This window comes from Virgibacillus natechei (assembly GCF_026013645.1).
Taxonomy (GTDB): domain Bacteria; phylum Bacillota; class Bacilli; order Bacillales; family Amphibacillaceae; genus Virgibacillus_L; species Virgibacillus_L natechei.
In genome coordinates, this window is record NZ_CP110224.1 from 2,280,540 (window position 1) to 2,294,678 (window position 14,139).

A 14,139-nucleotide genomic window follows, 5' to 3' on the forward strand; every position below is an offset into this window, starting at 1 on the left:
GGCTCTCCTTATTTAGCATCAAACCAGCTGCTTCCATAAGCATAATCGACTTCCAATGGTACGATCAATTCGACGGTTTGCTCCATTGCCGCTGGTACTATTTCTTTTAATTTTTCTATTTCCTCTTTTGGTGCTTCAATAATTAATTCATCATGTACTTGAAGTAGCATACGTGCTTGAAGTTTCTCTTCTTTTAACTTTCCATGAAGATCAATCATTGCTTTCTTTATAATATCAGCAGCACTGCCTTGAATAGGCGTGTTCATCGCTGTTCGCTCCGAAAAGCTTCGTGTATTAAAATTGCGGCTCGTAATTTCTGGCAAGTACCTTCTACGATTCATTAATGTTGTAACATACCCCTGGTGCTTTGCTTCTTGGACAATATCTTCCATATACGTTTTTACACCTGGATAACTTTCAAAATACCGTTCAATAAATTGTTTCGCCTCTTTACGTGTTATTCCCAAGCTTTGCGAAAGACCATAATCACTTATTCCATACACAATTCCAAAATTAACAGCTTTTGCCTGACGTCGCATATTCGCTGTTATTTCGTCTTTTCCAACATGGAATACATCCATCGCTGTTTGTGTATGAATATCCACATTGTTTTTAAATGCCGAGATTAGCTTATCATCATTTGCAATATGTGCTAATACCCGCAGTTCAATCTGTGAATAGTCCGCAGCAAACATGACCCATTCCTTTTCCTCTGGCACAAAGGCCTGACGAATTTTGCGCCCTTCTTGTAATCGAATCGGGATATTTTGCAGGTTGGGTTCAATGGAACTTAATCTCCCAGTTTGAGTTAATGCTTGATTAAACCGTGTATGGATTTTACTCGTATCATCATTTACAACCTTTAAAAGCCCTGTGATATACGTAGAGTGTAATTTGCCTAATTGTCGGTACAGAAGCAGTTTCGGTATAATTTCATGCTTATCTTCTAATTGCTCGAGTACATCCGCTGCTGTCGAATAACCTGTCTTTGTTTTTTTAATAACTGGCAAGCCCAGCTTTTCAAATAGGATTGGTCCTAATTGTTTCGGTGAATTCAAATTAAACGTTTCACCAGCTAAATCATAAACTTCTTTTTCCAAATCTTTTAACCGCTGATTAAGGTCCTTGTCCATGTCATGAAGACGATCACGATCAACTCGAACACCTGTATGCTCCATTTCTCCCAATATCAATGCAAGTGGCATCTCCAATTCTTGGCATAATTCATATTGTTCGTTCGCTTTTAGTTTATCTTCCATTTCCTCTTTTAAATAATACAAAATGGAAGCTTTCCGTGCGACGTGTTCTGCTAGCATTGTTTGTTCAGGCACTTTTAATTTTGCGCCTTTACCATATACCTCTTCATCGTATAATACATCGGTTTTTCCCATTCTATTGCCAATTGCGGGTATATCATGGTTATTATCGGATGGATTAAGCAAGTATGAAGTCAGCAACATATCAAATGTAATGCCTTTAATATGAATTCCATGATTTAATAATGCAACCAACGTCTTTTTGGCGTCAAATACGCTCTTCGTTTTGCTGCTGTCTTCCGCCCAGTCTTTAAATGCATCCGAGTCTAGAGCCACGTCAACAGGTATGAAGTATGCATCGCTTTCATTAACGAGCCCAATTCCATTAATAGATCTCGTATGATAATTTTCCGCGATCATTTCAACCACTAATGCTTCGTTCCCGGTGAACATATCAGTAGTTACCTCATGAACAATCGTTAAATCAATTTCTTTTAAAGACCTTTCATCGCTACCTTCACTGACTGAATCCAAATCAATTCTGCTTAATAAAGATTGAAACTCAAGTTCTTTAAAGACTGTACTTAGTTTCGCTTTTTCATATCCCTCATAAGCAAGGTCATCGATAGATATGGTTATCGGAGAATCACAGTTAATCGTAACAAGATCTTTACTCATAAATGCGTCCGCTTTATATGTAACCAAATTCTCTTTCAATTTTTTCCCTCTAACATCATCAACATGGTTATATACGGATTCTACTGTCCCGTATTGTTTTAATAACTTGGTAGCCGTTTTCTCTCCTATCCCTGGAACTCCTGGTATATTATCAGAACTATCCCCCATCAATGCCTTCAAATCAATGATTTGTTCTGGAGAAATTTCCATCTTTTCTTTCATGTATTCAGGGGTATATCGTTCCACATCAGAAATACCCTTTTTTGTTAGACTTACGGTTACCTTATCAGAAACCAACTGTAGCATATCTTTATCGCCTGATATTACGTTAACATTCAAATCATTCTTCTTGCTTTGAGTGGAGAGGGTGCCTATAATGTCATCTGCCTCATACTGCTCTAACTGATAATGTGGGATCTGAAATGCATCTAGTAATTCCTTCAGTAACGGAAATTGTTCTGACAATTCAGGAGGCGTTTTCTGGCGGCCACCTTTATATTCTTTATAGGTTTCATGACGAAATGTCGTTTTCCCAGCATCAAATGCAACAAGGATATGTGTTGGTTCTTCTTCTTCCAAAATTTTAAGTAGCATGGTTGTGAAACCATAAACCGCATTCGTATACACCCCTTTATCATTACTTAATAAGGGTAGTGCAAAAAAAGCACGATAAATAACACTATTTCCGTCAATAAGAACGAGTTTGTTCGACATCCTTATATCCTCCAATCTAATTGATCCTATCTATAGTTTATCATTGTTGTACCTGCAAAGGAATCATATAAAGCTTCATATTATAAAACACCCTCACAAGGAGGTTGTTTTATTATCTAGATTTTCTCTTGGTAAATATACATGAACAGCTGTCCCTTTATCCAATTCGCTATCAATTGTAATTTCACCACCATGGACTTCAACGATATGTTTGACGATAGCCAAACCTAAGCCAGTACCACCAGTATTTCTGCTTCGAGCTTTATCTACACGATAAAACCGTTCGAATATACGAGGCAATATCTTTTGCTCCATACCCATTCCTGTATCCTCAACCTTAATATGTACATGTTCCTCTGTAGCATCTACTAGTAACGTAACTTCCCCACTGTCCGGCGTATAATGAATAGCATTATCTACAAGGTTTATGAATACTTGCTTTATTCTTTCCTTATCAGCAGTGAACGTAATATCCTCAATCTGCATTGTAAAATGTATCTGGTTTTGCTCTGCTTTATACTTAAGCGCTGGGACCACTTCATTTGCTAAGGCCTTTGTTTGTACTTCAGATAAATCGAGTTGAAAGTCCTCTTTCTCCAAATTAGATAATGATAATAAATCTTCAATAAGTAACTGTAACCGATGGCTCTCATTGTATATAATTCCAAGAAATTCATTTCTCGATTGATCATCATCGAACTCACTATCTAGTAAAGTCTCTGAAAAGCCTTTGATTGATGTAATAGGTGTTTTTAGTTCATGCGAAACATTTGCAACAAAATCTTTACGCATCAACTCAAGTTTTTTCAATTCTGTTATATCATATAACACAAGTACCGCACCTTTTAACATATTTCGTTCATTAAAAATGGGTGCTCCAACTATCTCCAAATAATGTTTATGAACACCCTTATAATGCGTGAAAGCTTCTTTCATCTTTTTTTCATATAAAAATGTGTTTTGTATTGTTTCATGAATGTGTTCATTGTTAATTACTTCATAATAAAGATAACCATTGTAATCCTTTGTTGTTTCTCCAAATAAAGAAATAAATTTACGGTTAACAAGATGAATATAGCCTCTTTCGTCAATAAGCACAAGTCCACTTTCTGTATTATTGATCACAGAAGACAACTGTTCAGAATGCATTTGCTCCTGGATAGAAAGTTCACTTAAGTTGCGTGCCAATAAATTAACCTTACTGCTTAATTTTCCGATATCCCCTTGTTCATTATAGTGGAACCTAGCTCTATAATTACCTTTAACCATTTCATCAACGGTTTTCGTGACCTTTTTAATCGGTTTAATATAAGTAGTGAATATATGAAGCATAAATATTATTAAGATTACATAGGTCGTCAATAGTACAGCACTTAATATAATATAATTATCAGTTAGTAGACTTAATACGAATCCTGTACTCACCAGAAGTATTAATACTCCTAAAACATAGCTAAATAATGGTTTTGTAAATAATGCCTTCATGTTGTTGGATCCTCCAATTTATAACCAAGTCCCCGTACGGTTTTTATGTACACTGGTTTTTTTGTGTTTGGTTCAATTTTATCTCTTAAATGACTTATATGCACATCGACAATGCGAGTGTCACCAATAAAATCATAATCCCAAATCTTATGTAGCAGCTGATCTCTGGATATAACCTTGCCCTTATTATTAGCAAGATAGAAAATAAGTTCAAATTCTTTTCTTGTAAAAAAAATAAGTTCACCATCCATTTTTGCTTCATATCGTTCAGGATAAATCACTAGATTCCCAATTTGAATTTTTTTGTACATAGGTTGTTGTGGCCGATTTGTTCTTCTTAAAATTGCTTTTATACGAGCGACAACCTCTTTAGGGCTAAACGGTTTGGTTAAATAATCGTCTGCCCCAATTTCTAACCCTAATATTTTATCATACTCTTCATCTTTTGCTGTTAGCATTAGGATAGCTGTATCAATCTTCTGGGCTCTTAAATGCTTACAAACCTCCACCCCATCCATTTTAGGTAACATTAAATCAAGTATGACCAGATCGTATTCATTTTCTTCCACCTTCTTGACAGCTTCCAATCCATCATAGCTTACATCAGTGAGAAAGCCTGCTTTTTCCACATTGTAGCTAATCAATTTAACAATAGATGGTTCATCATCTACAATAAGAATTTTTTGCATCATTATAAACCCCACTTCTATAATTAAGACCAACGTATTTTAATACTATCCTTATCTTACAATGAATGAAAACAAAAGTGAATATAATAAAAGTATGTTAATAAAACTTAACAAAAATACTACCCAACACGTGGATAGCATTTTAAAACTTTTAGAAAAAATTTTCTAGTGAGCTTGCTGTCAATGAATTTGGTTTATAAGGTGGAGATACATACAGTTTACCATTCACTATTTCTCCACCTTCTTTATCAAATCCAACAACCGATAATGCAACTTTATGATTACTTTCATCAATAGCAATTATTTCAATCGTAAACGTTACCTCTGACTGGTGGTAAACTGGATTCGGAAAAGTCATTTCATGCTGTGTGATATGACTCCCTGGGCCAGGCAAGTGCATGGAAATAATAGAAGATACCATCCCAAATAACAGCACAGAGGGGACGATGGGTTGATTATAGGGTGTTTGTGATGCATAATCATGTTGGATATATAATGGGTTTGCATCATTGGTTAAACCTAAATACAATAGTAAGTCCTTATCCTCAATAATTTTGACTGCTGTATAAGAATCCCCCACCTTTAATTCATCCAACACCTTGCCCATTCTCCTCTTTTTACCAAGCAAAATGATCACCTCCAATAAATTATGTAAGCGTTTACTATTATAACAGAAATTTATATACAATTCTATTTTATTATAAAAAGAGAGCTTTTTATTACACGTATGGGCAATAAAAAGCTCTCACTAATAATTTCTTATTTTAATACGTCAAGTACCTCTTTAACAGATGCTGCAGATTTATCTAGGTCTGCTTTTTCCTCATCGGTTAGATCTAATTCAATAATTTCTTCGATTCCATTTCCACCAAGGATAGTTGGAACCCCAAGATAAATATCGGAATACCCATATTCACCTTCCAGATATGCAATAGAAGGAATGACACGACGCTGGTCTTTAAGAATCGCTTCTGCCATTACAGTTAGAGATGCGGCAGGTGCGTAGTATGCACTACCATTCCCTAATAAGCCAACAATTTCTCCTCCACCTTTACGTGTGCGTTCCACAATTGCATCTAGACGGTCTTTTGACAATAATGTATCTAGCGGAATTCCACCAGCATGAGAATAACGGATTAACGGAACCATATCATCGCCATGTCCACCCAAAACAAATCCAGTAATATCTTTTATAGACAGGTTAAGTTCCTGTGCTACAAACGTTCGGAAACGGGCGGTATCAAGGACACCAGACTGACCGATAACTCGTTCCTTAGGAAAACCAGATTCCTTAAATACTGAATATGTCATAGCGTCCACAGGGTTTGTTAAAACGACAATGAATGTTTCTGGTGAATATGTTGCAATTTCGCTTGCAACAGATTTCATAATTTTAGCATTTGTATTTACCAGATCATCACGGGTCATTCCTGGCTTACGAGCGATTCCTGCAGTAATAATAACTAAGTCAGAGTCTTTCGTATCTTCATAATTAGACGTTCCTGTAATATTCACATCGAAACCTTGTACAGGGCTCGCCTCAAGCATATCCAATGCTCTTCCTTTTGTTGGTTCTTCCATATCGGGGATATCTACCAGTACAACATCTCCAAGTTCTTTTTGCGCTATCATTAATGCAGTAGTAGCACCAGTGAAGCCTGAACCAATTACTGAAATTTTACTTCGCTTTATTGCCATTACTTTCCCCACCTCTTCTTGATTAGTCCATGTTGTTAATTAATTCAGTACCGAATTCAGAACACTTAACCTCAGTGGCACCATCCATCAAGCGTGCGAAATCATACGTTACTACTTTAGAAGCAATTGTTTTGTCCATTGCTTTTGTAATTAAATCAGCTGCTTCTCTCCACCCTAGATGTTCAAGCATTAACACTGCAGAAAGAATCATAGAAGATGGGTTTACTTTGTCCAACCCTGCATATTTTGGTGCAGTACCATGTGTTGCTTCAAAAATCGCATGGCCGGAATCATAATTGATATTTGCTCCAGGTGCAATACCAATTCCACCTACCTGTGCTGCTAAAGCGTCAGAAATATAATCACCATTTAAGTTCATTGATGCAACAACATCAAATTCTTTTGGACGAGTTAGAATCTGTTGTAAGAAGATATCAGCAATTGAATCTTTAACGAGAATCTTTCCAGCTGCTAAAGCATCATCTTGTGCTTTATTAGCTGCTTCTTTACCATCACGCTCAACGATGCGATCATATTCAGCCCATGTGAACGTTTTATCTCCATACTCTTCTTCAGCTACTTCATAACCCCATGCTTTAAATGCACCTTCTGTATATTTCATAATGTTACCTTTATGTACTAAAGTAACGTTTTTACGTCCTTCATTTATTGCATAATCAATACTTGAACGTACTAACCGCTTTGTCCCTTCTTCAGATACTGGCTTCACTCCGATACCAGAAGTTTCAGGGAAACGAATATTGCTTACATTCATTTCAGTTTGTAAGAAATCAATTACTTTTTTAACTTCATCTGATCCTTTTTGCCACTCAATTCCTGCATAAATGTCCTCCGTATTTTCACGGAATATAACCATGTCAACTTCTTCTGGACGCTTAACAGGTGATGGAACACCGTTGAAATAACGAACAGGACGTAGGCATGTAAATAGATCAAGTTCCTGACGTAACGCAACATTCAATGAACGAATTCCTCCGCCAATCGGTGTTGTTAATGGGCCTTTTATCGCGATCTTATATTCATCAATCATATCAAGCGTTTCTTGTGGCAACCATTCGCCTGTCTTATCATATGCTTTTTGTCCAGCGTAAACTTCAGTCCACTCAATTCCCTTAGCACCATTATATGCCTTTTCTACTGAAGCCTCGATAACATTTCTAGTTGATTTCCAAATATCTGGACCAGTTCCGTCTCCTTCAATAAAAGGAATAATTGGTTTATTAGGTACATTCACTTTACCATTTTCTACTATAATTTTTTCTCCTTGTGCCATAAAAAATACCTCCTAGTAATCTTCTTATATAGATAGTATAACATATTATAAGTTTTCAGTAGAAAACTTAGGTTATCGACAAGCTTTATGACGAAAACCATTGTTGAACTTACGCAGTAAGAACGGTTTTATCCTTTGTATGAAAACAAACCATTTTCATGGTAAATGGTCGCTACGTGAAGTGGAGCCGTTGGATCCTTAGCTGCAAACAAAAAAACGGAGCAATGGCTAGTAATTTTTACAGAACTAGCCATGTAAGTTTCGCTCACCTTTTTGCCTGTTAATTAGCTTCGTTTTTGATTCTTATCGTTTCTCAATTGATACATATTCAGGTGATTCTGGACCAACATATTCCGCACGAGGACGAATTAGACGATTATTATCGTACTGTTCCAGAATATGTGCTAACCAACCAGACATACGGCTTACTGAAAATAAAGGAGTGAATAAATCATGATCTATCCCCAAGCTATGATAAACAGAAGCAGAGTAAAAATCAACATTAGCTGGTAATCCTTTCTGCTCTTTAATATACTCCTCAATCTTCAGGGACATATTATACCATTTATCTTCCCCAGTTATCTTCGTTAGTTCTTTTGACATTCTTCTTAAGTGCTTGGCACGTGGATCGCCATTTTCATATACGCGATGCCCCATTCCCATGACCTTTTCTTTGTTTTTAAATTTTTCATCGATGTAAGGGATTGCATTTTCTTCTTCACCAATCTCTGTAAGCATCTTCATTACGCCTTCATTTGCCCCGCCATGTAAAGGCCCTTTCAATGCTCCTACTGCTGCTGTAACACCTGAGTATATATCTGATAATGTAGCAACACACACTCTAGCAGTGAAGGTAGAGGCATTTAATTCATGATCAGCATGAAGTACGAGTGCTTTATTAATTGCTTCAATTTCAATGTCTTTAGGATCTTCTCCATTGAGCATATATAAAAAGTTCTTTGCATAACCATAATCCTTTTTCGGTTTAATCGGATCTTTCCCTTGGCGAATTCTTCCAAAAGCCGCTACAATTGTTGACGTTTGAGCCTGTATACGTATTGCTTTTTGCTTATTCACTTTTTCTTCCATTACATCCGCTTCACTGTCATGTAACCCAAGAAGTGAAATTGCAGTACGTAATGCCGCCATGGGATGAACACTTGATAGATCATAAGAGCGTAAATGATCAATTATAGGTTCAGGTAATTCCATGTTTGTAGCTAGTTCTGCTGTAAAAGCATCTAATTCCGATTTGTTTGGTAGTTTTTGGTTCCATAATAAATAGACTACTTCTTCGAAACTTGAATTCTCTGCTAAATCATCAATTTTATAACCAACGTATGTTAATTGGTCATTAATAATGGAACTAATTGACGATTGAGTTGCTACAACCCCTTCAAGACCTTTCGTTGTTGTCATAACAAACCCTCTCCTTTTTCTATAAAGTATTATTACATCTCGGAAAATAATTATAATCGACAATAATTGTCAGCATGAAGCACTCATCCCACTTAATAATTATAAAGTATTAAGAATGTAATGTGAATTAAAACCAATTAATTTTATCAAGAATTTTTTAGAAGATATAATTCACTCCTGATTATCTCCAGTTTATTCTAAAAGTAATAATAAAACAAGGCTGACTAATTATATGTCCAGTAGTCTATTTCCCTTCCAATCATCATATGTAACTTAGTACAAGCCTTTTTTTAGAAATCTTGGCTTATCATCCCCAAGATTTTTGAGAAAAGCTTAGTTGCACTTATGCAGTAAGGAGCTTTTTATACCTTCTTATTCTGTCAAAAATGGGGTTAAAATATGTCCAAGCCATTGTTATTTAGATTTCTTAGAGCTCTACTACTAATTAGCATTATTATTTGCAGTTACCTACTTATTAAATATACATTTTCACTGCTGTATCCAATTGTGCTTGCACTGCTCATTTCTTATCTAATTAATCCGTTTGTCAATTTTTTTCAACATACAATCAGGTTTCCCAGGCCATTTGCAACCGCTTCTGTGATAATAGGTCTGTTTATCTTCTTGCTGGGAAGCCTATTCCTAATCGTTACCGAATTAATTCAGGGGAGTGCATATTTAGCCGAAAAATTACCTGCTCACTTTCATGCATTTATTACAGCAGTGAAAGAATTTATTGATACATCAATCTTGCCTTTATATCATAAGTTAATTTCTTATTTTCATACACTTGAACCATCTCAACAACTAACAATTAATGAAAATATCCAACAATTGGCCAATAATATTGCTTCAACAGGTGCCGATCTATTACAACGTTTATTATTGAACATCCCTGTTGTCCTTTCCATGTTACCTAATTCTGTTGCTGTTTTTACCTTTATTGTTTTAGCAACATTTCTATTTACAAATGATTGGCCTAGACTAGAAAATGCAATAAGAAAAATGATCCCATCCTCACTGGATACATCTACTAAGCAGGTGCTTCGTTATTTAAAAAAAGCTGTACTTGGATTTGTTAAAGCACAAGTGATACTTATCGCCATTACAGCTGGAATTATCTTTATAGGGTTAACCATTTTGCAAGTAGAACATGCTTTAACAATTACGTTAATTGCTGCTGCAGCTGATTTACTCCCATATGTTGGGACAGGAATTATTTTTATACCTTGGATTATTTACCTATTTATTACAGGTGATTACGGCATGACAATCAGCCTTATCATTTTATATATGCACATTATAATAGTACGGCAAGTCCTTGAGCCAAAAATACTATCAAGTAGCATGGGATTAAGCCCAATTGCAGTATTGATAGCAGTATTTATCGGTCTTCAACTATGGGGATTTTTAGGGTTAGTTATTGCACCTGTTCTTCTGGTTTCTTTAAATGCGTTTCATCAGGCAGGAATTACGCATCGATTATGGATTTTTATTAAAGGATAGTTACCACCTGCGATAAATGATTGTACTTTTACCTGACATCTTCATGATAAGCTTTCTTATACTATTTTTAAACATGCTTCTAGTCCATGGAATTACCAGCATAAATCCAACAATATCTGTTACAAAACCAGGTGTAAATAAAAACACTGCACCAATAAAAATACAAATGCCATCAATAATATATTCAGTAGGAGGTTCCCCACTATTCATAGAGATCCTTGCTCGGTTCCAAGCCTCTATTCCTTGTTGTTTAGCAAGCATAATACCGGATATTCCTGTTAGAAAGATTAGTAATACTACCCACAAAGGCCCAATAAGTCCACCAATCCACAAGAATACACCAATCTCGAGTGCAGATACGATTAATAATGTAAGTAATAGCCACCTCATTTTGTGTTTCACCCTTTCATTAAAAAATGGAAAAAGAAGGGGATTCTCCCTTCTTCTTCACTAACTTTTTCATCTCATTACCGGACTTTTTGAACATTTTCTATCTTTAAAGGACGCGCGTATGCCCCTTGTATATATCACCTTTTGTACCGTCAATTGTTATATCCTGTCCATCTTCCAACGTATCTTGGGCATCTTTTACTCCTACAATTACAGGAATTCCAAGGCTTAATCCCACTACAGCAGCATGTGATGTTAACCCACCTTCTTCTGTAATAATTCCGCTGGCCTTCTCCAGTGCAGGCATCATATCCCTTTCTGTTCCATAGGTGACTAGGATATCTCCTTCTTCTAATCTTTCATTAGCTTCTTTAGCTGTGTTAGCTAAAATTGCTTTACCGTACGCGCTTCGTTTACCAATACCTTGTCCCTTTGTAATTACATCACCTATTACATGTACCTTCATTATATTTGTTGTTCCGCTTTCTCCAACTGGAACACCTGCCGTAATAATAACTCTACTGCCACGGTCAAATAATTCCGTACTTAATCCTCTATCTATTGCAACATCCAGCATTCCATCTGTTGTACTGGATTGTTCGCCAGCTACAGCGTGTACACCCCAAGACAAAGCTAATTGTCGTTCAACGCTTTTTGAAGAAGTAACAGCTACAATTGGTATTTTTGGTCTATATTTAGAAATCATTCTTGCCGTGTTACCACTTTCGGTTGGTGTAATAATCGCACTAACAGAGAGGTTCCTTGCGGTGTGTGTTACAGACTGACTAATACCTTCTGTGATCGTCATATCTACATTTCGGGAACGTTGTTTTAAGATTGATTTGTGATCCAATGCGGATTCCGCTTTTAATGATATATTACTCATGGTTTGTACAGACTCGATCGGGTAGTCCCCAGCAGCCGTTTCGCCAGATAGCATAACCGCATCTGTTCCATCAAATATTGCATTGGCAACATCGGACGCCTCTGCTCTTGTTGGGCGTGGATTGCGTTGCATAGAATCCAACATTTGTGTCGCCGTAATAACCGGCTTACCAGCTGTATTACATTTTTTAATTAACTCTTTTTGCACGAGCGGAACATCTTCTGCAGGGATTTCAACCCCTAAATCACCACGAGCAACCATCAAGCCATTACTTACCTCTAAGATACTCTCAATATTGTCTACGCCTTCTTGATTCTCAATTTTAGGTATGATTTGAATGTTATTTGCATCATGTTTTTCAAGTAAAGATTGTATTTCAAATATGTCGGATGGACGGCGGACGAAAGATGCAGCAATAAAGTCAACATTTTGTTCAATCCCGAATTCAATATCTTGCGCGTCTTTATCCGTAATTCCTGGTAAATTCACAGATACATTCGGAACATTTACCCCTTTTTTATTTTTAATAGTTCCAGAATTTAAGGCAATTGTTTTAAGTTCATTTTTATCTTTGTCCACACTTACTACTTCCAATTCAATAAGCCCATCATCCAATAGGATTTTTGACCCCTCGTGCACGTCGTTAATTAATCCTTTATACGTAACAGAAAAGCGCTCTGCAGTACCTTCAACGTCATCCATGGTTACAAACACAACAGAATCCTGAAGAATCTCTGCTTCCCCATTTTTAAAAGTAGCAGTCCTTATTTCAGGTCCTTTGGTATCTAGTAATAAGGCAACTGTTTTACCAGTGTTTTCAGCTGCTTGCCTTATGTTTTTAATACGTGCACCATGTTCTTCAAAATCTCCATGGGAAAAATTCAAACGTGCCACATTCATTCCTGACTCCATCAATTTCTCCAATGTTTCAACTGATTCAGACGCAGGTCCAATCGTACATACGATTTTTGTATTTCTCATTTCAGCTTCCTCCAATACAACTTTTAATTCTATTTATATAGATAGTTCTTTTGATAAATTATACATATTGTGATTTATTTCGTGTTTCTCTGATAGTATTTCTACAATATCCTGTTCAACAAGTTGATTATTATATATACCAACCATTTTTCCAGCTTTTCCTGAGAGTAAACTCTCTACTGATTTTGCCCCGAGTCTACTCGCTAAGACACGATCCGTTGCTGTAGGTGATCCACCGCGTTGAATATAACCAAGTACGGTTACTCGTGTCTCTAGCCCAACTGCCTCATTGATCTGTTCTCCATAATCAAATCCACTTCCAACACCTTCAGCTATGACAATAATACTATGTTTCTTGCCACGTTCTTGACCACGCTTTAGCCGATCCACAATATCCGTGAAATCCTCTTCTTTTTCTGGAATAAGTATACTCTCAGCTCCACCTGCCAGACCAGCCCATAGAGCAAGATCACCTGCATCTCTTCCCATTACTTCAATAACATATGTGCGCTCATGAGATGTTGCTGTATCTCGGATTTTATCAATTGCCTCAATTATGGTATTTAATGCTGTATCAAAACCAATAGTGAAGTCTGTTCCTGAAATGTCATTATCAATTGTGCCAGGCACACCAATACACGGATAGCCTTTTTCAGTTAATTTTTGCGCACCGTGAAAACTACCATCTCCACCTATAACAACCAAACCTTCTATACCGTATTTGTTTAATTGTTCAATTCCCTTTTTTTGACCTTCCTCTGTCTTAAATTCTTCACTTCTTGCAGATCGTAATATCGTACCACCTCGATGTATTATATCTCCAACTGAGCCTATTTCCATTTGCTCAATATTTCCATCAATTAATCCTTGAAATCCGTTTTTTATACCAAATACTTCAACGTCCTGGTAAATTGCCTTTCTCACCACTGCACGAATGGCAGCATTCATACCAGGAGCGTCACCACCACTTGTTAAAACGCCGATTCTTTTCATCTTTATTCACACCTCTAAACACAGAAATTTATTTCATTGTTTAATCATTGCCATTGCCATACTTTAAAGATAATGCGAAAATGCTAAAATAGCAATTAATTACACAATCTAGAAGATAATTTTTAAAATTTAGTAATAAAGCAATCAGAG

The 14,139-nt window shown here is 36.4% G+C and carries 11 protein-coding genes; 1 reads left to right on the top strand and 10 read right to left on the bottom strand.

Translation table 11 applies throughout. The annotated features are described in order from the left end of the window. Positions 1-8 precede the first annotated feature (8 nt). The 7 genes from polA to citZ all read right to left on the bottom strand — a co-directional run bounded on the left by polA (position 9) and on the right by citZ (position 9,233). Positions 9-2,648, bottom strand: coding sequence for a DNA polymerase I (gene polA, locus OLD84_RS11930; RefSeq protein ID WP_209462084.1), 2,640 nt, complete (start codon positions 2,646-2,648; stop codon positions 9-11). 93 nt (positions 2,649-2,741) lie between these two features. After that, a complete protein-coding gene (gene pnpS / locus OLD84_RS11935) occupies positions 2,742-4,133 on the bottom strand; it encodes a two-component system histidine kinase PnpS (protein ID WP_209462085.1) in 1,392 nt (463 codons plus the stop codon). Next, complete coding sequence (locus OLD84_RS11940) at positions 4,130-4,825, bottom strand: response regulator transcription factor (RefSeq protein WP_209462086.1); 696 nt, start codon at positions 4,823-4,825, stop codon at positions 4,130-4,132. Before OLD84_RS11940 ends, pnpS begins: the two co-directional genes overlap by 4 nt. Positions 4,826-4,973: 148 nt before the next feature. After that, complete coding sequence (locus tag OLD84_RS11945) at positions 4,974-5,450, bottom strand: MaoC/PaaZ C-terminal domain-containing protein (protein ID WP_209462087.1); 477 nt, start codon at positions 5,448-5,450, stop codon at positions 4,974-4,976. Positions 5,451-5,581: 131 nt separating this feature from the next. Next, entirely contained in the window at positions 5,582-6,520 is a 939-nt protein-coding gene (gene mdh / locus OLD84_RS11950; protein WP_209462088.1) for a malate dehydrogenase, read from the bottom strand. Positions 6,521-6,542: 22 nt separating this feature from the next. Further along, a complete protein-coding gene (gene icd, locus OLD84_RS11955) occupies positions 6,543-7,814 on the bottom strand; it encodes an NADP-dependent isocitrate dehydrogenase (protein ID WP_209462089.1) in 1,272 nt (423 codons plus the stop codon). A 303-nt stretch (positions 7,815-8,117) separates the two neighbouring features. After that, positions 8,118-9,233: a citrate synthase gene (citZ, locus tag OLD84_RS11960; RefSeq protein ID WP_209462090.1), complete on the bottom strand. Its 1,116-nt coding sequence runs from the start codon at positions 9,231-9,233 to the stop codon at positions 8,118-8,120. A gap of 399 nt (positions 9,234-9,632) precedes the next feature. Here citZ and ytvI point away from each other — a divergent pair, with 399 nt between their 5' ends. Next, on the top strand, positions 9,633-10,739 hold the full coding sequence (gene ytvI, locus OLD84_RS11965) for a sporulation integral membrane protein YtvI (RefSeq protein WP_209462091.1): 1,107 nt from the start codon (positions 9,633-9,635) through the stop codon (positions 10,737-10,739). On the opposite strand, the gene OLD84_RS11970 is transcribed toward ytvI, so the two are convergent. The 3 genes from OLD84_RS11970 to pfkA form a co-directional block, all read right to left on the bottom strand. Then, entirely contained in the window at positions 10,740-11,129 is a 390-nt protein-coding gene (locus OLD84_RS11970) for an FxsA family protein (protein ID WP_209462092.1), read from the bottom strand. It lies immediately after the preceding gene. Positions 11,130-11,235: 106 nt separating this feature from the next. Then, entirely contained in the window at positions 11,236-12,996 is a 1,761-nt protein-coding gene (gene pyk / locus OLD84_RS11975) for a pyruvate kinase (protein WP_209462093.1), read from the bottom strand. 33 nt (positions 12,997-13,029) lie between these two features. Further along, positions 13,030-13,989, bottom strand: coding sequence for a 6-phosphofructokinase (gene pfkA, locus OLD84_RS11980; protein WP_209462094.1), 960 nt, complete (start codon positions 13,987-13,989; stop codon positions 13,030-13,032). Positions 13,990-14,139: the final 150 nt, after the last annotated feature.

Excerpts from the sequence above, each read along its gene's own strand:
- polA (WP_209462084.1), bottom strand. The coding sequence starts at position 2,648 with ATGTCGAACAAACTCGTTCTTATTGACGGAAATAGTGTTATTTATCGT.
- pnpS (WP_209462085.1), bottom strand. The coding sequence starts at position 4,133 with ATGAAGGCATTATTTACAAAACCATTATTTAGCTATGTTTTAGGAGTA.
- OLD84_RS11940 (WP_209462086.1), bottom strand. The coding sequence starts at position 4,825 with ATGATGCAAAAAATTCTTATTGTAGATGATGAACCATCTATTGTTAAA.
- mdh (WP_209462088.1), bottom strand. The coding sequence starts at position 6,520 with ATGGCAATAAAGCGAAGTAAAATTTCAGTAATTGGTTCAGGCTTCACT.
- icd (WP_209462089.1), bottom strand. The coding sequence starts at position 7,814 with ATGGCACAAGGAGAAAAAATTATAGTAGAAAATGGTAAAGTGAATGTA.
- citZ (WP_209462090.1), bottom strand. The coding sequence starts at position 9,233 with ATGACAACAACGAAAGGTCTTGAAGGGGTTGTAGCAACTCAATCGTCA.
- ytvI (WP_209462091.1), top strand. The coding sequence starts at position 9,633 with ATGTCCAAGCCATTGTTATTTAGATTTCTTAGAGCTCTACTACTAATT.
- OLD84_RS11970 (WP_209462092.1), bottom strand. The coding sequence starts at position 11,129 with ATGAGGTGGCTATTACTTACATTATTAATCGTATCTGCACTCGAGATT.
- pyk (WP_209462093.1), bottom strand. The coding sequence starts at position 12,996 with ATGAGAAATACAAAAATCGTATGTACGATTGGACCTGCGTCTGAATCA.
- pfkA (WP_209462094.1), bottom strand. The coding sequence starts at position 13,989 with ATGAAAAGAATCGGCGTTTTAACAAGTGGTGGTGACGCTCCTGGTATG.